Source organism: Comamonas suwonensis (assembly GCF_012844455.2).
GTDB classification, from domain to species: Bacteria; Pseudomonadota; Gammaproteobacteria; order Burkholderiales; family Burkholderiaceae_C; genus Comamonas; species Comamonas suwonensis.
Map to the genome: position 1 here is coordinate 431,359 of NZ_JABBCQ020000001.1, position 20,540 is coordinate 451,898.

At 61.4% G+C, this 20,540-nt stretch carries 18 protein-coding genes; 10 read left to right on the plus strand and 8 right to left on the minus strand.

The window, feature by feature from the left end; all coding sequences use genetic code 11:
• Positions 1-65: 65 nt before the first annotated feature.
• Entirely contained in the window at positions 66-1,274 is a 1,209-nt protein-coding gene (locus HF327_RS01905; protein WP_169106621.1) for an ABC transporter substrate-binding protein, read from the minus strand.
• A gap of 247 nt (positions 1,275-1,521) precedes the next feature.
• Here HF327_RS01905 and HF327_RS01910 point away from each other — a divergent pair, with 247 nt between their 5' ends.
• On the plus strand, positions 1,522-2,295 hold the full coding sequence (locus HF327_RS01910) for a ferredoxin--NADP reductase (protein WP_169106622.1): 774 nt from the start codon (positions 1,522-1,524) through the stop codon (positions 2,293-2,295).
• 110 nt (positions 2,296-2,405) lie between these two features.
• On the opposite strand, the gene HF327_RS01915 is transcribed toward HF327_RS01910, so the two are convergent.
• Entirely contained in the window at positions 2,406-3,389 is a 984-nt protein-coding gene (locus tag HF327_RS01915) for a YihY/virulence factor BrkB family protein (protein WP_169106623.1), read from the minus strand.
• Positions 3,390-3,742: 353 nt separating this feature from the next.
• Between HF327_RS01915 and HF327_RS01920 the strand changes: the two genes are divergently transcribed.
• The gene (locus tag HF327_RS01920) at positions 3,743-5,281 is read left to right on the plus strand and encodes an acetyl-CoA hydrolase/transferase family protein (protein WP_169106624.1); all 1,539 of its coding nucleotides are present in this window, start codon (positions 3,743-3,745) and stop codon (positions 5,279-5,281) included.
• A 120-nt stretch (positions 5,282-5,401) separates the two neighbouring features.
• Here the strand turns inward: HF327_RS01920 and garD are convergent, their stop codons facing one another.
• The 3 genes from garD to HF327_RS01935 form a co-directional block, all read right to left on the minus strand.
• Entirely contained in the window at positions 5,402-6,967 is a 1,566-nt protein-coding gene (garD, locus tag HF327_RS01925) for a galactarate dehydratase (RefSeq protein ID WP_169106625.1), read from the minus strand.
• A 151-nt stretch (positions 6,968-7,118) separates the two neighbouring features.
• A complete protein-coding gene (locus HF327_RS01930; protein WP_169106626.1) occupies positions 7,119-8,120 on the minus strand; it encodes a Bug family tripartite tricarboxylate transporter substrate binding protein in 1,002 nt (333 codons plus the stop codon).
• A 120-nt stretch (positions 8,121-8,240) separates the two neighbouring features.
• On the minus strand, positions 8,241-9,536 hold the full coding sequence (locus tag HF327_RS01935; RefSeq protein ID WP_169106627.1) for a glucarate dehydratase family protein: 1,296 nt from the start codon (positions 9,534-9,536) through the stop codon (positions 8,241-8,243).
• A 115-nt stretch (positions 9,537-9,651) separates the two neighbouring features.
• Here HF327_RS01935 and HF327_RS01940 point away from each other — a divergent pair, with 115 nt between their 5' ends.
• The 7 genes from HF327_RS01940 (at position 9,652) to HF327_RS01970 (ending at position 17,573) form a co-directional block, all read left to right on the plus strand.
• The gene (locus HF327_RS01940; RefSeq protein WP_169106628.1) at positions 9,652-10,461 is read left to right on the plus strand and encodes a FadR/GntR family transcriptional regulator; all 810 of its coding nucleotides are present in this window, start codon (positions 9,652-9,654) and stop codon (positions 10,459-10,461) included.
• A gap of 98 nt (positions 10,462-10,559) precedes the next feature.
• Positions 10,560-11,537, plus strand: a complete 978-nt coding sequence (locus HF327_RS01945) for a Bug family tripartite tricarboxylate transporter substrate binding protein (RefSeq protein ID WP_169106629.1) — start codon at positions 10,560-10,562, stop codon at positions 11,535-11,537.
• 41 nt (positions 11,538-11,578) lie between these two features.
• A complete protein-coding gene (gene kdgD, locus HF327_RS01950; RefSeq protein WP_169106630.1) occupies positions 11,579-12,490 on the plus strand; it encodes a 5-dehydro-4-deoxyglucarate dehydratase in 912 nt (303 codons plus the stop codon).
• A 60-nt stretch (positions 12,491-12,550) separates the two neighbouring features.
• The gene (locus HF327_RS01955; RefSeq protein WP_169106631.1) at positions 12,551-13,510 is read left to right on the plus strand and encodes a Bug family tripartite tricarboxylate transporter substrate binding protein; all 960 of its coding nucleotides are present in this window, start codon (positions 12,551-12,553) and stop codon (positions 13,508-13,510) included.
• A 91-nt stretch (positions 13,511-13,601) separates the two neighbouring features.
• Positions 13,602-14,588 (plus strand): 2-hydroxyacid dehydrogenase, encoded by a 987-nt coding sequence (locus tag HF327_RS01960; protein WP_169106632.1) that lies wholly within the window; start codon positions 13,602-13,604, stop codon positions 14,586-14,588.
• A gap of 33 nt (positions 14,589-14,621) precedes the next feature.
• Complete coding sequence (locus HF327_RS01965; RefSeq protein WP_169106633.1) at positions 14,622-15,959, plus strand: enolase C-terminal domain-like protein; 1,338 nt, start codon at positions 14,622-14,624, stop codon at positions 15,957-15,959.
• 165 nt (positions 15,960-16,124) lie between these two features.
• The gene (locus HF327_RS01970) at positions 16,125-17,573 is read left to right on the plus strand and encodes an aldehyde dehydrogenase family protein (protein ID WP_169106634.1); all 1,449 of its coding nucleotides are present in this window, start codon (positions 16,125-16,127) and stop codon (positions 17,571-17,573) included.
• Between the two features lie 93 nt (positions 17,574-17,666).
• Here HF327_RS01970 and HF327_RS01975 read toward each other — a convergent pair whose 3' ends face one another.
• The 3 genes from HF327_RS01975 to HF327_RS01985 form a co-directional block, all read right to left on the minus strand.
• Positions 17,667-18,011, minus strand: coding sequence for a DUF4148 domain-containing protein (locus HF327_RS01975; protein WP_169106635.1), 345 nt, complete (start codon positions 18,009-18,011; stop codon positions 17,667-17,669).
• A 344-nt stretch (positions 18,012-18,355) separates the two neighbouring features.
• Positions 18,356-19,051: an LrgB family protein gene (locus tag HF327_RS01980; RefSeq protein ID WP_169106636.1), complete on the minus strand. Its 696-nt coding sequence runs from the start codon at positions 19,049-19,051 to the stop codon at positions 18,356-18,358.
• A 3-nt stretch (positions 19,052-19,054) separates the two neighbouring features.
• The gene (locus tag HF327_RS01985; RefSeq protein WP_169106637.1) at positions 19,055-19,531 is read right to left on the minus strand and encodes a CidA/LrgA family protein; all 477 of its coding nucleotides are present in this window, start codon (positions 19,529-19,531) and stop codon (positions 19,055-19,057) included.
• Between the two features lie 76 nt (positions 19,532-19,607).
• Between HF327_RS01985 and HF327_RS01990 the strand changes: the two genes are divergently transcribed.
• Positions 19,608-20,522 carry a LysR family transcriptional regulator gene (locus HF327_RS01990; RefSeq protein ID WP_169106638.1) on the plus strand — a complete coding sequence of 305 codons (915 nt, stop codon included), beginning with the start codon at positions 19,608-19,610 and terminating at the stop codon, positions 20,520-20,522.
• Positions 20,523-20,540: the final 18 nt, after the last annotated feature.

Sequence of the window (20,540 nt, forward strand, 5' to 3'; positions counted from 1 at the left end):
ATTTCAGAGATGAAAAAAGCCACCTGCATGATTGCAGGTGGCCCGGTATTTTCGCCCAAGCGTAATCAGTTCGCCGCTGCGGGGCGCAGCTTCTTCACTTCTTCATCACTGGGCTGGTAGTTTTTGCCGTCGGCATAGCGGTAGCTGACCAGCACACCGCGCTTGAGCTTTTCGTCATAGGCGGTTTTGCCGATGTAGGCGCCCATGGTGGACTGGTTGTCTTGCGCACGATAGGTGATGGGGCCGAAGGGAGTGGAGACTTCCAGTCCCTTGAAGGCGGCAATCAGTTTTTCGGTATCTGCATCACCGCCGGTCTTGCGCAGGCCTGCCGCAATCGACTGGATGGCGTTGTAGCCCACCACGGTGCCCAGACGCGGGTAGTCCTTGTACTTGGCCTGATAGGCTTTCAGAAATGCGGCGTGCTCGGGGGTCTTGATCGAGTACCAGGGGTAGCCCGTCACGGTCCAGCCCAGCGGTGCTTCTTTCTTGAGCGGGTCCAGATACTCGGGCTCGGCCGTCAGCAGGCCCACCACCTCGCGGCCCTTGAACAGACCGCGCGTATTGCCCTCGCGCACAAACTTGCCCAGATCGGTGGCAAACAGCACGTTGAAGATGGCGTCTGGCTTGGCGTCGGCCAAGGCCTGAACCACGGAACCGGCATCAATCTTGCCCAGCGCAGGGGCTTGTTCGGCGACAAACTCGATATCGGGCTGCTTGGCCTTCATCAGTGCCTTGAAGGTGGCGATGGCCGACTGGCCGTATTCGTAGTTGGGGTAGACGATGGCCCAGCGCTTTTTCTTGAGCTTGAGCGCCTCCTCCACCAGCATGGCGGTCTGCATATAGGTGGAGCCGCGCAGGCGGTAGGTGTAGTGGTTGCCGTCGGCCCAGACGATTTTGTCCGTCAGTGGCTCCGAGGCAAGAAAGAAGCGTTTCTTCTGCTTGGCGTAATCCGTCAGCGCCAGACCCACGTGCGAGAGAAAGCTGCCAGTCAGCACGTCAATCTTCTCGCGGGTGTACAGCTCCTCGGCGGCCCGCACGGCATCGCCGGGCGTGGCGTTGTCATCACGTACGATCAGCTGCAGCTTTTTGCCGCCCACTCCGCCTGCCGCGTTGACCTGCTCCACGGCCAGCTCCATGCCTTTTTTGTAGGGTTCCAGAAACGCGGGCTGGGCCTTGTAGCTGTTGATTTCCCCGATCTTGATGACCCCCTGGGCCCACACGGGCACGGCGGCCAATGCCAGAGCGGGAGCCACTGCGCTAAAACGTAAAGTCATAAGAAACCGCATCGTCATTCTCCTTATCACTAATCAGTATCAAGACATTGAAGCGCAATGTACCTGCTCGCCGCCATTTATCCGACAATATAGGCCTTGTCCCGCTTGGCAATCGGCAGCCGCAGTTGCTATGCAGTTCACTCCGCACGCAGCGTTCGCCACCGCATGTCTTCATGGCATACCTGCCGGGCATCCCAGCAACAGCGGGCATTGTTTGTCCCGAATTCATATTTTTGTGTAGACGACCATGAGTGCTTTTCTCGAAGAACGCGTGCTGTCGGTTCACCACTGGACCGACCGTCTTTTCTCCTTCACGACAACCCGCGACACATCGCTGCGCTTCTCCAACGGCCACTTCACCATGATTGGTCTGAAGGTCGATGGTAAAAACCTGCTGCGCGCTTACTCCATTGCCAGCCCTAACTACGAAGAGCATCTGGAGTTCTTGTCGATCAAGGTGCCTGAAGGCCCTCTGACCTCCAAGCTGCAAAACATCCAGGTAGGTGACACAGTCATCGTGGGCAAGAAGCCCACAGGTACGCTGCTCATCGACTATCTGCTGCCCGGCAAGAACCTGTACCTGATTGGCACCGGCACCGGACTGGCACCCTGGCTGGCCGTGGCCCGCGACCCTGAAACCTACGAGCGTTTTGACAACGTGGTCGTGGTGCACGGTGTGCGCCAGGTCGAAGAGTTGGCTTATCAGGAGCTGTTCGAAAAGGAACTGCCCGAGCACGAATTCCTCGGCGATATCGTCAAGGGCAAGCTGCATTACTACCCGACGGTGACACGTGAGCCTTTCCGCAATCAAGGCCGTATTTCCACCCAGATCAACAACGGCACCTTCCCGCAAAACCTGGGTCTGCCCGATCTGAACCCCGAGACCGATCGCGTCATGCTCTGCGGCAGCCCTGCCATGCTGGCCGAACTCAAGGAGCTGCTGGAGCACCGCGGCTTCAAGGAAGGCAATACCACTACGCCCGGCGACTTCGTCGTTGAGCGTGCGTTTGTGGAAAAGTAAGTTCTGCTTTCCCCAAGCAAAAGGCCTGCATCTGCAGGCCTTTTTGTTGGCGAGTTATTTGCATAACTTGATAGCACATGTCCCAATCAGCATAAGAGTTGGTGGCTGATTTATATATTCTCCCCGGCGTTGTCCGGCAGATTGCTCACATCCATGAGTGGAGCCTGCCCTGACCTGCGGCGTGGAGCGAACGGCATGCTGATCTTCACGCGGGCCTTGTTGCAGGCCTTGGCCGTGGCGGCTGAGAACAGCAGGATGGCCGAGGTGACGTAAAACCACATCAGCACCACCACCAGAGAGCCCGCCGCGCCATAGGCCGAGACCACGGCGGCGGTGGACAGGTACCAGGCCAGCGCCTGCTTGGTGATGGTGAACAGGGCTGCGCCCATCAGCGAGCCCAGCAGCAGGTACCGGGTGGCAGGCTTGATGCCCGTGCCCATGCGCATCAGTCCCCAGAACAGCAGCACGGCAATGCCAAACGAAAGGCTTTCGTTGATCAGCCCCATTACCGGGCCTAGCGGGATGAACTGCAGTTCATCGCTGGCCCATTTGGTGATCATCTGAATGGCGGTAGACAGCACCATGGACACCAGCAGCAAAAAGCCTAGACCCACCACATAGCTCAGTCCCCACAGGCGCGAGATAGCCATGCCCCACCATGGCCGGTTATTTTGCGGACGGGGTTCTTCGCCCATGGACCAGAGCTTGTCCAGCGAGGCCTGCAGCTCCACAAATACGCCGGTGGCGCCCGAGAGCATCATCACCAGCCCAAGGATGGAGGCCAGCGAGCCCTGACTGGAGTTCTGGGCGCTGGAGAGCGCGCCCTTGATAACCTGGGCCGCCCGCTCACCGACCACGTTTTGCACCTGACTGATGAGTGTGCTTTCTACATAGCTGCGGTCCATCCACCAGCCCAGCAGGCCGACTACGGCCAGTAGTAGGGGAGCCAGACTGAGCATGCCGTAGAACGACATGGCAGCGCTCATGCGCAGACCATCGGCCTGCAGCCAGAGCTGTACGGAGTCGATCAGTGGCTGCAGTGCATGGGTCAGGCGTTTCAGCCAGTGCTTTCTGCCGGAGATTTCATAAGCCATGGGATGAATTCTGGGTGTCTAGAGTGCAGACCTGTGTCAGCCTATGTCTGCTGGGGCACATGGATGCATTTTTTTGCATTCCGTGCTTTCAATGCAAGGAGAGTGATGTGGGAAGTAGTTAATACCTTTTTGGGCTGCGGTTCTTTTTCTTATTGAGGAGTGTGCTCACATTTTTTGCAATCAAAAAATTTGCATTCGATTTTTTGCTAAAAACGCATCGGTGTTTACGCTAGTCGCCTACGCTGGCGCAAAGCCATGGGATGTAGTTCAATCCGGGTCTGCATTTATCAAATTGCAACCCATTAGCAACAAAAAAGCCCCTAGCAATGGCCGAGGCGATGAGACACACCTCCATGCACACCACATTCACCCAAGCCTCCCCAGCGGATCGCGTTCTTTGCCCTGCGCTGCGTGAACGTATCATGACCGCGGATGAAGCGGCCAGCCTGATTCAATCCGGGATGACGCTTGGCATGAGCGGCTTTACCCCCGCCGGTGCCCCCAAATCTGTGCCCCAGGCGCTGGCGCGCCGCATCGAGCAGCAGAACGCCAACGGCGACAATTTCCGTATCAGCCTGTGGACGGGAGCATCGACCTCGGCCGAGCTGGACGGCGCACTGGCCAAGGTGCACGGCATCGAGCGCCGCCTGCCCTACCAGTCCGATCCCACGGTGCGCAAAGAAATCAATGACGGCCGCATGCAGTACGTGGACATTCATCTGTCCCATGTGGCGCAGTACGTGTGGTTTGGCTTCCTCGGTCATCTCGATGTGGCGGTGATCGAAGTGGCCGGCATCCTGCCCGACGGCCGGCTGATTCCGTCGACCTCGGTGGGCAACAACAAGACCTGGCTGGAGCAGGCCGACAAGATCATTCTGGAAGTCAACAGCGCCCAGCCCGCCGAGCTGGAGGGCATGCACGACATCTATTACGGCGCGGCCGTGCCGCCCAAGCGCAAGCCCATCCCTATGGAGCATCCGTTTGACCGCATTGGCGACCCGTATCTGCACTGCGATCTGAGCAAAGTGATTGCCGTCGTGCCCACGGCTCAACGCGACAAGCTGGCGGCGTTTACTGCGCCCGATGTGGATTCTCAGCGCATTGCCGAGAACATCATCGATTTCCTGCAGCATGAGGTGAAAATCGGCCGTTTGCCACCCGAGCTGCTGCCCTTGCAATCGGGTGTGGGCAATATCGCCAACGCCGTGCTGGCCGGCCTCAATAACGGCCCGTTCGATCACCTGAACGCCTATACCGAGGTGTTGCAGGACGGCATGCTGGACATGCTGGAATCCGGCAAGCTCGATACCGCATCCACCACCTCGCTGGCACTGAGCCCGGCTGCCATGGAGCGTTTTCTGGCCAACATCGAGTTCTACCGCCAGCGCATCATGCTGCGCCCGCAGGAGATTTCGAACCACCCTGAGCTGATTCGCCGCATGGGTTTGATCTCGATGAACGCGCTGATCGAAGCCGATATGTACGGCAACGTGAACAGCACGCACATCATGGGCTCGTCCATCATGAACGGCATTGGCGGCAGCGGTGACTTTGCGCGCAATGCCTATCTGTCCATCTTCATGACGCCATCGACGGCCAAGGGCGGCAAGATCAGTTGCATCGTACCCATGGTCTCGCATGTGGACCACACCGAGCACGATGTACAGATTGTGGTGACCGAGCAAGGGCTGGCCGATCTGCGCGGTCTGGCCCCTGTGCAGCGGGCGCGCCTGATCATCGAGAAATGCGTGCACCCGGACTACAAGGAAGCCATGGCCGACTACCTGGAGCGTTCGCTGCGCGACGCACCGGGCAAGCACACGCCGCATCTGCTCCATGAAGCTTATGCCTGGCACCAGCGCTATCTGCAGACAGGCTCCATGCAGGCCTGATCGCTCGCTAAAGCAGAAAAAACGCTGCCTCGGCAGCGTTTTGGGATGATTTTGGCTTGTAGCCCAGGCAGCAATTGCGCAATGCGCTACCAATTCAGAAGCATGATTCGCGTGACGGTTTCAGGTCACCGGGGCCGGGTTGAAAAGCACCAGGGCGTTGTGCAGCTTCCACTGTTCGGCCCAGGTTTTTTTTCTGCCGCTGGCCACGTCCAGCATCAGCTGGAACATTTCCCAGCCTATGTCCTCTATCGTGGCCTGGCCGTCGGCAATGCGCCCGGCGTTCACATCCATCAAGTCATGCCAGCGCCGCGCCAGATCGCTGCGCGTGGCCACCTTGATCACCGGCACCTGGGCCAGGCCGTAAGGCGTGCCGCGGCCCGTGGTGAAGACATGCAGATTCATGCCGGCCGCCAGCTGCAGCGTGCCGCAGATGAAATCGCTGGCCGGCGTGGCCGCGTAAATCAGACCGCGCTCAATGCCGCGATCCGCCAGCCGCTGCCCCGGCGACAGCACGCCCGTAATGGGGGCGGTACCGCTCTTGATGATGGAGCCCATGGCCTTCTCGACGATATTGGACAGGCCGCCTTTTTTATTGCCCGGTGTGGTGTTGGCGCTGCGGTCTACCTTGCCTTTGTCGAGGTAGGTGTCGTACCAGGCCATTTCCGCAATCATGGCCTCGGCCACTTCGGGGCTGGATGCGCGAGAGGTCAGCTGGTCTATGCCGTCGCGCACCTCGGTCACTTCGCTGAACATCACGGTGGCGCCGGCGCGCACCAGCAGGTCGGTGCAAAAGCCCACGGCCGGATTGGCCGTGACGCCGCTGAAGGCGTCGCTGCCGCCGCATTGCACGCCCACGATCAGGGCGCTGGCGGGCACGGTTTCGCGGCGGCGCGCATTGAGCCGCTCAAGATGGACTTTGGCGCGTCCCATGATGGAGTCGATCATTGACATAAAGCCCACATGAGATTCGTCCTGCAGGAACACCACATCCAGCGCAGGCTCACGCGAATCGACGATGGGAAAACTGCCCGGCGGCAGCAGGCGCTCGGGCTGCAGCTTTTCGCAGCCCAGGCTGACCACCATCACCTCGCCGCCGAAGTTCGGGTTGTGGCTGATGTTGCGCAGCGTGCGCTGCGGTATTTCGGCACCCACGGCATCGATGGCCACGCCGCAGCCATAGCTGTGCTCCAGGCCGACCACGTCATCGACGTTCGGATAGCGCGGCAGCAGTTCGGCCTTGATGCGGCTCACCGCAAAATCCAGCACCCCGGCCACGCATTGCACCGTGGTGGTGATGGCCAGGATGTTACGCGTGCCCACCGTGCCATCGGCATTGCGATAGCCCTCGAAGGTATAGCCTTGCAGGGGTTCCAGAACCGGCGGCTTGACGGTGGCAATCGGCAGGCCCTCCAGCGAACGTGCTTCGGGCATCTGCAGCAATCGCTCATGCACCCAGCTGCCAGCCGCAATCGGCTGCAGCGCATAGCCTATGACCACGTTGTAGCGGCGTATGGCACCGCCCTCGGGGATGTCTTCCAGCGCCACCTTGTGCGCCTGCGGCACCTTGTCAACCAGCACCAGGCCGCTTGGCAGCACGGTGCCCGCCGGCAGGCCGCCGTCGTTGGCAATGATGGCCACGTTGTCGGCAGCATGCATGCGGATGGAAAGTGGGGCAGGGGTACTCATGGCAATTTCATCTCAGTTTTCTATTTCGCAGCCTGCTTGGCGCGGTCCACGCAACTGGCGCGTCTCAAAGCGAGGGACACCGAGCAAGGGCCGTCCCGCCGCGAAGGTGTCGCCCCCTTCCTTCGCGAAGCGGCTCAGGGGGTGCTTTACTTTATTCCGCTTTAATTCCCGCGGCCTTGATCACCTTGGCCCATTTGGCCACTTCGGCCTTCTGGTAGTCGGCCAGCTCGGCTGGCGTCATGCTGGAAGGCAGCATGCCGAAGTTCTTGAGGCGGGCCTGGACTTCGGGGGTGGCAACGATCTTCAGGATCTCGGCATGCAGGCGGTCCACGATGGGCTTGGGCGTGCCTGCGGGGGCGAAGACTGCCTGCCAGGAGCCCATGTCAAATCCCTTCTCGCCCGCTTCGGCAATGGTCGGCACATCGGGCAAGGACTCCAGACGTTTGGAGCTGGTCACGGCGATGGGGCGCAGCTTGCCGGACTGCACATGCGGGCCGACGACCAAGGCGGTGTCGAACATCATGTCCACCTGGCCGCCGATCACATCCTGCACGGCCGGACCGCTGCCCTTGTAAGGCACATGCGTGAACTTCACACCCGTTTGGTAGCCCAGCAGCTCCAGCGCCATATGGTTGGAGGTGCCATTGCCTGGCGATGCCGAGGTCAGGCCACCGGCAGCCGCCTTGGCCTTGCTGCCGGCCAGCACGTCGGCCAGGTTCTTGTAAGGGCTGGAAGCGGGCACCACCAGCACCAGCGGCCCGGAGCCCAGCATGGCGACGGGTGTGAAGGATTTGACGGGGTCGTAATCGAGCTTGGAATACAGGCTCACATTGATGGCATGCGAGCTGATGGTGCCGCCCAGAATGGTGTAACCATCGGCAGGTGCGCGTGCCGCCAGGGCCGAGCCCACGCTGCCGCCGGCACCGCCCTTGTTTTCGATGACCACGGGCGTGCCTAGGGCCTTGCTCAGCGGCTGCGCGATCACGCGTGCCAGGGTGTCAGTATTGCCGCCTGGGGGGAACGGCACCAGATAGGTGATGGGCTTGCCCGTGGGCCAGTTGCCCTGTGCCAGGGCAGGGGCGGCGACAAGGGATGCGCCCATCAGCAGGGAGCTGGCGGCGAGGGTGGATTGAAGCAGGGTACGGCGATGCATGGTGGTTGTCTCCGGTTGAAAAGCGTCTTTTTGCGCTGTGAAAATGGGGGCGCGATTGAACCAGCTCGGTTTGGGCTGGATGTTGGCTTTGGGTGGTCTTTTTTGTCCAGGGGCTGGAATTCAAAAACGCGGCTGCTTGCCGGTGAATTCCGGGTCGTACTTGCGCATCTGGCCCAGATCGTCGCGATTGCGGATGCCGCAGCGCAGATAGTTGTCGTGCAGACGGGCCAGCGCTTCACGGTCCAGGGTCACGCCCAGGCCTGGCGTGGTGGGCACGCGCAGGCTGCCCTGCTCGAACTGCAGACGGCCGCCCTCGATGACCTCCTCGTCCTGCCAGGGGTAGTGGGTGTCGCAGGCATAGGTCAGCAGGGGCACGCTGGCGCATAAATGGGTCATGGCCACCAGGCTCACGCCCAGATGCGAGTTGCTGTGCATGGACAGGCCCAGATCGAAGGTGCGGCACAGCGTGGAAAGGCGCTGCGTGGCACGCAGGCCGCCCCAGTAGTGGTGGTCGCTGAGCACGATCTTCACGGGGCAACCCATGTCGGCATTGCGGCGGAACTCGGCAAAGTCCGTCACCACCATATTCGTGGCCAGCGGCACATCGCATTCGCGTGCCACGGCGGCCATGCCGTCCAGACCGGGGGCCGGGTCCTCGTAATACTCGAGCACGCCCTGCAGCTGTTGCACGATCTTGAGGCTGGTCGCCACCGTCCAGTTGCCATTGGGGTCTATGCGCAGCGGCAGGCCCGGAAAGGCCTCGGCCAGGGCCAGAATGCCTGCGGCCTCCTGCTCGGGATCCAGAGTACCGGCCTTGAGCTTGATGCTCTGAAAACCGTACTGGTCAATCATGCGTCTGGCCTGGGCCACCAGCTGGGGCGGTGTCAAAGCTTCGCCCCAGGCATCGGGCGCATAAGGCTTCTCTATATGCTGGGCGTACTTGTAGAACAGATAGGCTGAATAGGGCACACGGTCACGCGCGGCACCGCCCAGCAAGTCAACGATGGGAGCCTGGGCCATCTGGCCTTGCAGATCCAGCATGGCCACCTCGAAGGCACTGACCACTTTGGCCACGGTCTTGGATACATGGGTGCCCGGTGCCAACGATACCTGCTGGCCCAGAAACTCCGAGGCGGTCAGCTTTGGCGGCGTCACCAGGGCCGCAACGCGGGCTTCCATTTCGTTGAGCGCCCACGGCGACAGCCCGACCAGTGCCGGCGCTACCTTGGCCAAGGCCTCCAGCATGGGCTGATCGCCATAGCTTTCGTTGATGCCGACCAGGCCCGAAGCCGTCTCGATCTCGATGATGGAGCGCAGCGCCCAGGGTTCGTGGATGCCGGCCGCATTGAGCAGCGGCGGATCGCGGAACGCAATAGGCGTGATGCGGATGTGACGGATCGCGTGAGAGGTGCTCATTTTGGACGGGTAGCTACAGTGGTGAAATCAAGGTGGCAGGGTGAAGTCACGGAGCTTGAGTAAAGAGGTCTTGTGGTATGTTGTCGTACAACTAAAAACTATTATCATCAGAGCCATGAGCACCCAGACATCGGAATTACCCCAATCCACTGCATTTTTATTGCCGACCGAGGGGTCTGCGTTGCGCATCAAGACCAGCCGAGGCAGTCGCAGCCTTGCCAATCTGTTGTCTGAAGAGTTCGAGCAAAAGATTCGGCAAGGCCTGCTCAATGAAGGCGACAAGCTGCCCACCGAATCCGAGCTAGTACGCAGCTACGATGTCAGCCGCACCGTGGTGCGCGAAGCCCTGTCCAAGCTGCAAGCCAGCGGCTTGGTGGAAACACGGCACGGGATAGGCACTTTTGTGCTGCCAGCGCCGGTACGCCAGAGTCCGGTACTCAATGCCCATGAGCTCAGTGAATCAGTGGATGTGCTGGCCGTGCTGGAGCTGCGTATCAGTCTGGAGACGGAGGCCGCCGGCCTGGCTGCACAACGCCGCCAAACCGCGCATCTGCAGGCCATGCGCGAGGCACTGCAAGCCTTCGAACACAACTTTGCCCTCGGTAACGAGACCGTCAGTCACGACCTGGCCTTTCATCTGTGCATTGCGCAGGCCACGGGCAACCGCTACTTCCAGGAAATCCTCCAGCATTTCGGCACGTTGCTTATTCCGCGCAACCGCATCACCTCCATCCATACACCGGCCCGCGACCCCGACTACCTGCGCCGCGTCAATCGCGAACATGAAGAGATCTATGCCGCCATCGAGCGTCAGGACGCAGACTCTGCGCGTGCCGCCATGCGCATTCACCTGACCAATTCGCGCGAGCGCCTGCGCCTGGCGCAACGTCTGAGCCAGCAGCCCGAACTGGGCGCCGCAAGCTAAAACCACTAGCACCCGCGTTTACCCCTAGCAAAAAAGACGGTAGGTTTGGAGATCTCTAGTTGTATGATGACATACAACAACCAGGAGACAATCTCATCATGCTTTGCCGCTCCCGATTTCTGTGTTCCGCGCTGGCGCTTGCCGCCACCAGCCTGTTTTCCCCTCATTTGCTCGCAGCTGAAGCCTGGCCTTCCAAGCCGATTCGCCTGGTTGTTCCTTATCCACCCGGGGGCAGCTCAGACATCATTGCCCGCTCCATCGGGCAGCTGATTTCGCAGGAGCTCAAGCAGACCGTGGTGATCGACAACAAGCCCGGGGCCAATGGCAATCTGGGCGCTGAATTTGTCGCCCGTGCGCCTGCCGACGGCTATACCTGGCTGCTGTGCGATCTGGGAGCGCTGGCCATCTCGCCCTCGATCTATACCAAGCTCAGCTTTGACCCCTCCAAAGCGCTGCGCGGCGCGGCCATGCTGGCTTACTCGCCGCATATGCTGGTGGTTCACCCATCGGTTCAGGCCAGCAATCTGAAGGAGCTGGTGGAGCTGTCCAAGAAGCAGGATCTGAACTTTGCCGTGACGGCTTCAGGTAGCGCCCCCCATCTGGCCGGGGTGGAGCTGGCCCGCATCACCGGTGCCAAGTGGGTGTATGTCCCTTACAAGGGGGGCGTGCAGTCGGTGCAAGACACCGTGGCAGGCCAGACCCAGGTGCTGATGAACGGCATGCTGGCCACCTATCCCCACGTGCAAAGCGGCAAGCTCAAGCTGCTGGGTATTTCCAAGAACACGCGCATGCCGCTGATTGCGGATGTGCCCACGCTGGCCGAGCAGGGTGCCCAGGGCTTCGCCTCTGGAACCTGGCAAGGCGTTGTGCTGCCAGCCCAGACGCCTGAAGCCGTGGTGCAGCGCGTGCATCAAGTGCTGCTGGGTGCTATCCGCTCGCCCGAGGTCCGAGCGCGCCTAGTCGCGCAGGGGGCCGAGGTCATCACGATGACACCCACCGAAACCGACAAGTTCTTCAACGCCGAGCGTGCTCGCTGGCGCACGGTGGTTCAAACCGCCAAGTTGCAGCTGGACTGAGCTGCGCCGATCTTCTTTTCTCCTCTTTTTAAGGAATGACCATGTCTCCCCAGTACCTCAAAGAAGTGATGAGCTCAGGCTTGCTGTCCTTTCCGGTGACGGACTTTGATGCCAACGGCAACTTCAATGCCAAGGGCTATGCGGCACGCCTTGAATGGCTGGCCCCCTACGGCGCAACTGCGTTGTTCGCGGCAGGCGGCACAGGCGAGTACTTTTCGCTTCACGGTGAGGAATACGGCCAGATCATCAAGACCGCCGTCGACACCTGCCGCGGCAAGGTTCCCATCATTGCCGGTGCAGGCGGACCCACCCGCACGGCCATCGCTCATGCGCAGGAAGCCGAACGACTGGGTGCCCATGGTGTGCTGCTTTTGCCGCATTACCTGACAGAAGCAGGTCAGGAAGGTCTGATCGCGCATGTGGAACAGGTGTGCAAGAGCGTGGACTTCGGCGTCATTGTCTACAACCGCGATCGCTCCAAGTTCACGCCGGAATCGCTGGCCATTCTGGCTGACCGTTGTCCCAACCTCGTGGGCTTCAAGGACGGTGTGGGCAACATCGAAACCATGTCCTCCATCTTCATGAAGATGGGTGATCGCTTCTCGTATCTGGGCGGCCTGCCCACCGCAGAAGTCTATGCCGCTGCCTACAAGGCGCTGGGAACGCCGGTGTACTCCTCTGCCGTCTTCAACTTCATTCCCAAGACGGCGATGCAGTTCTATGAAGCCGTGCGCACCGACGATCAGGCGACACAGCACAAGCTGCTCAAAGAGTTCTTCATGCCCTACCTGAACATCCGCAACCGCACGGAAGGTTACGGCGTCAGCATCATCAAGGCCGGAGCCAAGCTCGTAGGTCATGACGCGGGCCCCGTGCGCGCCCCGCTGTCTGAGCTCAAGCCCCACGAAATGGAAGAGCTCAAAGCCCTGATCGACAAACTGGGCCCGCAATAAAAAATAAAAGCGGTTCGTGGCGGGGCCTGGAGGGCTTCGCCCCTCCAAGGAGACAAGCACATGAAGAAAATACTGATCGCATTGGGTGCCACGCTCGCGTTTGTGGCCCAAGCATCCGGCAGCTTTCCCGACAAGCCCGTCAACGTCATCGTTCCCTTCCCGGCCGGTGGCTCCACCGACACCGTGGCGCGCGCCTTGGCTCTGAGCATGGGTGAGCAGCTGGGCAAGTCTTTCGTGGTGGAGAACCGCCCCGGTGCCACAGGCACCATCGGCGCCGCTGCCGTCAAGCGCGCCTCGGCCGATGGCTATACCTTGCTTGTCGCCTCGCTGGGGCCGTTCGTGGTCACCCCCCATCTGGTCAAAAACATTCCGTATGACGCGACCAAGGACTTCGACTACATCACCATCCCCGTGCAGGCCCCTAATGTGCTTGTGGCCAGTGCGGCGCAAAAGGCACGTACCGTCGCCGAGGTCATTGCCACGCTCAAGGCCAACCCCGGCAAAGTCAGCTTTGCCAGCTCTGGCAATGGTTCCTCGGACCATCTGTCGGCAGAGCTGTTCTGGCAGCAGACCGGCACCGAAGCCGTGCATGTTCCCTATAAGGGCGGAGCGCCGGCCATCACCGACCTGCTTGGCGGGCAGGTGGATTTTTCCTTTCAGAACGTGAACGCCGTGCTGTCGCATCTGCGCAGCGGCAAGCTGCACGCCATCGCCGTGACCGGCACACAGCGTTCGCCCGTGCTGCCTGATGTCCCCACATTGGCCGAGGCTGGTGTCAAAGGGGCCGAGGTGTATTCCTGGCAAGGCATGGCGGCCCCCAAAGGTCTGCCCGTCGACGTGAAGGCCAAGCTGGCCAAAGCGGCCATCGCAGCGTTGCAGCAGCCCGATATCCGCAAGCGCTTTTTGGAGCAGGGGCTGGAGATCGTCGGCAACACACCAGAGGATTTCACCCGCTTTCAGGTCAAGGAGAACGAGCGCTGGAAGCAGCTGATACAGACCCGCAAGATCACTGCCGATTGAGATAAAAATGGGCAGCGGCATTGCGCCGCTTCCCGCAGCTTTGCCGTGCAGAGCTGCTTAAGTCGATACCCCAATAACAAGGATTTCCGGCATGGCGACCTCCCGACCACGCGTACTCCAATACGGCAAGATGCCACTCCCCCAGCTTGATGCCGAACTGGCGCAGGCCTATGAGGTGAGCATTCTTTCCGAGCAGCCCGACCCCGCGCGCTTTTTGGCCGAGCATGGCTCGCAATTCGAGTATCTGGTCACTTCCGCTGGCATGGGCCTGCCGGCACATGTCGTTGATGCTTTGCCCAAGTTGCGTTTTGTGAGCAGCTTTGGCGTGGGCTTTGATTCTTTAGACCGGGAGTCGCTGATGCGTCGGGGGGCTCGCGTGGGCTACACGCCCGGCGTGCTCGATGACTGTGTGGCCGATCTGGCCTTTGCACTGCTGCTGGATGCAGCGCGTGGCCTCAGTGAAGCGGACCGTTTTGTGCGCCGTGGTGACTGGGCGCGCAGTCGCTTTGGTATCCGCACGCGGACCAGCGGCAAGCGTCTGGGCATCTTCGGCATGGGCCGCATTGGCTCGACCGTGGCGCGCCGTGCCTCGGGCTTTGACATGGAAGTGGCCTATCACAACCGCCGCCCTGTCGAAGGCTCGCCCCACCACTATCTGCCCTCGTTGCTGGAGCTGGCGCGCTGGTCCGATTTTCTGGTCATCACCGCGGCTGGCGGCGTGGGCACACAGCACCTTGTCAGTACCGAAGTGCTGGGTGCGCTGGGCCCGCAAGGCTTTCTGATCAATGTGGCGCGTGGCAGCGTGGTCGACGAAGCCGCTCTGGCTCAGGCCCTCAAGCAGCAGCGTATCGCCGGTGCAGGCCTGGATGTGTTCGAAGACGAGCCCCACCCCCACCCCGACCTGCTGGCGCTGGACAACGTGGTGCTGGCCCCGCATATCGCCAGCGGTACGCATGAAACTCGCCGCGCCATGGCCGACCTCGTGCTGCGCAATCTGGCGCAGTTCATCGCAACGGGTGAGCCCGTGGCCGAGGTGCCGTGGTCAGCCGCGCAGCAGACCGCCGCCAGCGTCGCATAGTCCTTTTTCTCCAAGACCTCTGAAGAGACCTCCATGTCCTCTACCCCGACCATCACCGAGATTGAAGTCATCCCCGTCGCCGGCCGCGACGGCATGCTCATGAACCTCAGCGGCGCGCATGCGCCTTACTTCACGCGCAACATCGTGCTGGTGCATGACAGCGCTGGTCGCACCGGGGTGGGCGAGGTTCCGGGTGGTGAAGGCATACGCCTGGCGCTGGAGGACAGCAAACAGGTGCTGATCGGCCGCTCCATCGGCCAGCACCTGCAGCTGTTGCAAGAGGTTCAAAAGTCGCTGGAAGGTCGCGACACCGGCGGTCGCGGCCTGCAGACCTTCGATCTGCGTATCGGCGTGCACGCGGTCACGGCCATCGAATCTGCATTGCTCGATCTGCTGGGTCAGCATCTGGGCGTGCCCGTGGCGGCGTTGCTGGGCGAAGGCCAGCAGCGCGACCGTGTGGAAATGCTGGGCTATCTGTTCTTCGTTGGCCCCAGCGAGAAGACCGGCCTGGACTACGTCAAGCCGGGCGAAGACAAGCTGGGCCATGACGACTGGACCCAGGTGCGCCATATGACGGCCATGACGCCCGAAGCCATCGTGCGCCAGGCCGAGGCCGCTTATGCGCGCTACGGCTTTAACGACTTCAAGCTCAAGGGCGGTGTGCTGGCTGGCGAGCAGGAAGTCGAAGCTGTCACAGCACTGGCCAAGCGCTTTCCCGAGGCGCGTGTCACGTTAGACCCCAATGGTGGCTGGCTGCTCAGGGATGCCATCCGCCTGATGCGCGACATGCACGGTGTGCTGGCCTATGCCGAAGACCCCTGCGGTGCCGAAAACGGTTTCTCGGGCCGCGAAGTCATGGCGGAATTCCGTCGCGCCACCGGCCTGCCCACGGCTACCAATATGGTCGCCACCGACTGGCGACAGATGGTGCATGCGCTGTCGCTGCAGTCCGTGGACATCCCCCTGGCCGACCCGCATTTCTGGACCATGGCCGGCTCCGTGCGCGTGGGTCAGACCTGCCGCGACTGGGGACTGACCTGGGGTTCCCACTCCAACAACCACTTCGACATCTCGCTGGCCATGTTCACCCATGTGGCGGCTGCCGTCCCCGGCAAGGTCACGGCTATCGATACGCACTGGATCTGGCAAGACGGCCAGTATCTGACCCAGAACCCGCTGCAGATCAAGGGTGGCTTTGTGGAAGTGCCTAAAACGCCGGGTCTGGGCGTGACCGTGGACCGCGCCGCGCTGCAGCGCGCCAATGCCCTGTACCTGGAACACGGCCTGGGTGCGCGTGATGACGCCATCGCCATGCAGTACCTGATCCCCGACTGGAAGTTCGACAACAAGCGCCCTTGCATGGTGAGGTGATGCCTCCCCCCTGTGGCGCTGCGTGCCTTCCCCCCAGGGGGACGACGCCAGCGCTGCGGGGCGGCCCTTGCCCGGCGTCTCTGGCCTGGAGCGCGCCGGTGGCTAGATCCCTGCACTGATCTGAATCACGCGCTTTGGCGCCCCCTTTTTCTTACGGAGTACTCCATGTCCCGCTACGACAACCTGATCAACGGCCAATGGGTCGAAGGCAAAAGCTACGCCCCCAATACCAACCCCAGCGATCTGTCCGATGTGATCGGTGAATACGCCCAGGGCGATGCCTCGGATGTGGAAGCCGCCGTGGCCGCTGCCACGGCCGCCTTTCCCACCTGGAGCGTGTCAGGCATCCAGGCGCGTTCCGACGCGCTGGACAAGATCGGCAGCGAGATCCTGGCACGCAATGAAGAGCTGGGCGACCTGTTGGCCCGCGAGGAAGGCAAGACCCGCGCGGAAGGCATTGGCGAAGTGGCCCGTGCCGGCCAGATCTTCAAGTTCTTTGCCGGTGAATGCCTGCGTTTGTCTGGCGAGACTCTGCCTTCGGTGCGCCCCGGCATCGGTGTGGAGATCACCCGCGAAGCCATCGGTGTGGTCGGCCTGATCACGCCCTGGAACTTCCCCATCGCCATCCCCGCCTGGAAGATCGCTCCGGCCCTGGCTTTTGGCAACTGCGTGGTCCTGAAGCCCGCCGATCTGGTGCCCGGCAGCGCCTGGGCTTTGGCCGACATCATTCAGCGCAGCGGCATTCCGGCCGGGGTGTTCAACCTGGTCATGGGCCGTGGCCGCGTGATTGGCGAAGCCCTGGTGCAACACCCTGGCATTGCCGCCATCAGCTTTACCGGCTCGGTCGGCGTGGGCCGTGGCATTGCGGCAGCTTGCGTCGCCTCGGGCAAAAAAGTGCAGCTGGAGATGGGCGGCAAGAACCCGCAAGTGGTGCTGGATGACGCCGACCTGAATCAGGCCGTGGAGCTGTCGGCGCAAAGCTGCTTTTACTCCACCGGCCAGCGCTGCACGGCGTCCAGCCGCCTGATCGTGACGGACAAGATCTATCCGGCCTTTGTCGAAGCCCTGCAGGCTCGCATGGCCAAAATCAAGGTTGGTGACGCCCGCGCCGCCGGCACCGACATCGGCCCCGTGGTCAGCCAGGCCCAGCTGGAGCAGGACCTGAGCTATGTGGAAATCGCCAAGGCCGAAGGTGCGGTGCTGGCTTCGGGCGGTGGCCGCGTGGCCTGCCATACCGGCAGCGGCCAACAGGGCTTCTTCATGCAGCCGGCGCTGCTGGTGGACACCCAAGCCGGGATGCGCATCAACCGCGAGGAAGTCTTTGGCCCCGTGGCCAGCGTGATCCGCGTCAGCGGCTATGAGGAAGCGCTGGCCGTGGCCAATGACACGGAATTTGGTCTGTCTGCCGGCATTGCTACTACCAGCCTCAAATATGCCACCCACTTCAAGCGCCACAGCCAGGCCGGCATGGTGATGGTCAACCTGCCCACGGCAGGCGTGGACTACCACGTGCCGTTCGGCGGTCGCAAGGGCTCAAGCTACGGCCCGCGTGAGCAAGGCCGCTATGCTCAGGAGTTCTACACCACGGTGAAGACGGCCTACACCCTGGCCTGATTCTTCTCCACGCCCCAAAAGCACCGTGTCCTTGCCTGGACTCGGTGCTTTTTTCTTGGCCCCCTGCAGGTTCGGCCTTGGGGGCTGCTGCCATTAACCGGCCATGGCCTGATTGCGAGCTTCACGCTCTTGCTGCGTTTCGTTGCGCAGTTCTCGGAGCACTTCTTCGCGCGTTTTACCGGGACCCTTGACGGCGGGAGGGATGGGGAAATTGCTTTCACCGAAGGACAGACGACCTTCTCGCATGGCGGCCTCAGTCTCCGCTTTGACCTGCTCGCGTGTCTTCTGGCTGATGAAATGCTCTGGATGCACCACAACACCTGCTTCAGTGTTGGTCGGATGCTCGTAGGCCGCAAAAGCCATGCCGGGCAATGCCAGAGCCAGCACGGCGCCAGCATTGGCAAGCAGTAAAGAAATGGACAGATGACGTTGGGACATGGCGAAATCTCCTGATGGAAGTGGATAAGACCTAACTCCCTCATGCCTTGGCGATGGGTGAGTAGATGGCTTCATCGTAGAAAGCCGGACCCAACAGAATCAGGACAGCTCGGTGATATTCCTGTCAGTTTTCACAAACCTTTTCAGCGGACAGAAGGGCTTGGAGAGCTTGCGCAAGTGGCGGGAATTGACCGCTATTGCGGGTATCCGTGCGTACGGCAAGCCCGCGAGCGATCAATGCAAACAGGCAGCATCTCCCGTCTGGGATTTGCTGCCTGTTTGTCTGAAATTTTTATGAATTTTGGCCGCTAGCGCAGACGGGATCTGAGCCAGTAGCTCCTGTTTTAGAAAAACAGCAAGCGTACCCATGGAGCTGCCATCACATTCAGCGCACCGGCAATCATCATCACCAGCGATGCCATCACGGCCTGCACTTCACCCGATTGGCGGGCGCGGGCCACGCCGCTGCCGTGGGCGGCACCGCCCCAGCTGGCACCGGTGGCGAGCTTGCTGCGAATACGGGGCAGAACGCGCAGCACGGTTTCGCCCAACAGCATGGCGCTGACGCCGGTCAGCAGTACAAACAGCGCAGCCAGATCGGTGGGGCCGCCCAGCACTTTCTCTGCCTCGATCGCAAACGGCGTGGTGATGCTGCGTACGGCCAGACCTTTTTGCAGAGTCTCAGACAGACCAAAGGCCTCGGCAAAGGCAATGGTGGTGGAAATGGACACCACGCTGGCCACCAATACGCCGGTGGCAATCGACATCCAATGCTTGCGTAATAGCTTGCGGTTCTCGTAAAGAGGCAGCGCAAAAGCCACGGTGGTGGGACCCAGCAGCCAGACCAGCCAGTGCGTCTGAGCGATGTACTGCGGGTAGCGCACGTGGGTCAGCAGGGACAGAGCGATCAGCACCATGGGCGTGGCGACGATGGGCATCAGCAGCGGGTGGGGGTGCTTGCGGTACAGGCGCTTGTTGACCCCGTAGCAGGCCACGGTGGCCAGCAGCGACAGCACGCCAATCACTTCATTGGAGAGCATGGTTTACTCCGTGCCCTGCGCCGCAGCATCACGGCTTGATTGGCGCCGCGCCAGCCACAGCTCGAAGCGGTAGGCGCGGTCCACGGCCAGTGCGGTCACGGCCATCACGCAGGCGGTGCTGGCCACGATGACGGCCAGAATGCGCAGGCCCTGATGGCGGATCAGGTCGGGGTACTCGGTCACCACCAGCATGGCGGGCACAAAGAAGAGCAGCATCTCGGCCAGCAGCCAGTTGGTGCCGGTCTGCAGCCATTGCGCCTTGACTAGGCCACTGAACAGACCCACGGCCAGCAGCGCAAAGCCGATCAGCCCGGCCGGCATGCTCCAGCCAAAACGCTGGCGCAGCACATCCATGGCAATCCAGATAGCGCTGAGCAAGGCGACTTGCAGCACGGCTTTGGCCATTGGCCAAAGTGTCTGCAGGAGGCTATAGCTGCGGCCCTGAGCGCTGGGGGCTGCCGCTTCGGAAATCGATGACATGGATAAATTCTAGGGTTTCCACTCATATTCTTAAAATGACTTATTCTCATTTTTTGCATGCAAAAAAGGAATCTTTATGGACTTGCGTGCCCTGCGTTATTTCATTGAAGTCGTGCGTCAGAACGGTTTCACCCGTGCGGCTGAAGCCCTGCATGTAACCCAGCCCACGATCAGCAAGATGGTCAAGGCGCTGGAAGACGAATTCGGCGGCCAGTTGCTGCTGCGTGAAGGCCGTGGCGTGCAGCTGACCGATGCCGGACAGGTGGTGTACGACCGAGGGCTGGAGATTCTTGAACAGGCTCAGCTGCTGCGCAGCCAGGTGGCGGAGGTGGACAACATTACGCGCGGCGAATTGTCAGTGGGCATCATGCCCACCGCCGGGCACTACATGGCGCCGGTGATTGCGCTGTTTCAGCAGCGCTATCCGGGTGTGAACCTGCAGGTCAACGAGCAGGGCGCACGCGCCCAGTATCAGTTGATCCAGGAAGGCAAGCTGGACATGGCGCTGGGCCTGTTCTCGGAGCCCGACCCGGCGCTGGAGCGCTACACCGTGGCACGTCAGAAAACCCGCGTGGTGCTGCCTGCCAACCGTGTGACCAACCCTGAAGAACCCATGCACTGGAGCGATCTGCGTGACCTGCCCTTTGTGCTCTATACCTCTGACTTTGCCCTGCACGAGCATGTGTTGCAGCAGTGCGAAGCGGCGGGCTTTACGCCTCAGGTCAAGCTGCAGACGCGTTACTGGGACTTCATCGGTCATCTTGTCGCCGCCAACGTGGGTGTGGGCGTGATGTTTGAGCATGTGATTGCGCGCTATGACCCGCAGCGCGTGGCCAGCCGCCCGTTAGTGGGGCCAGAAATTACCTGGGATGTGGCCCTGATGTGGCGGCCCGGCTATCTGTCGCGCGCCGCGCAGGCCTGGCTGGATTGCGTGCGCGAGGTGTATCCGCAGCCACTGGTGGGGGCAGCCGCTCCTGAATTTCAAAACTGATAGCTGCTTGCGCTTATC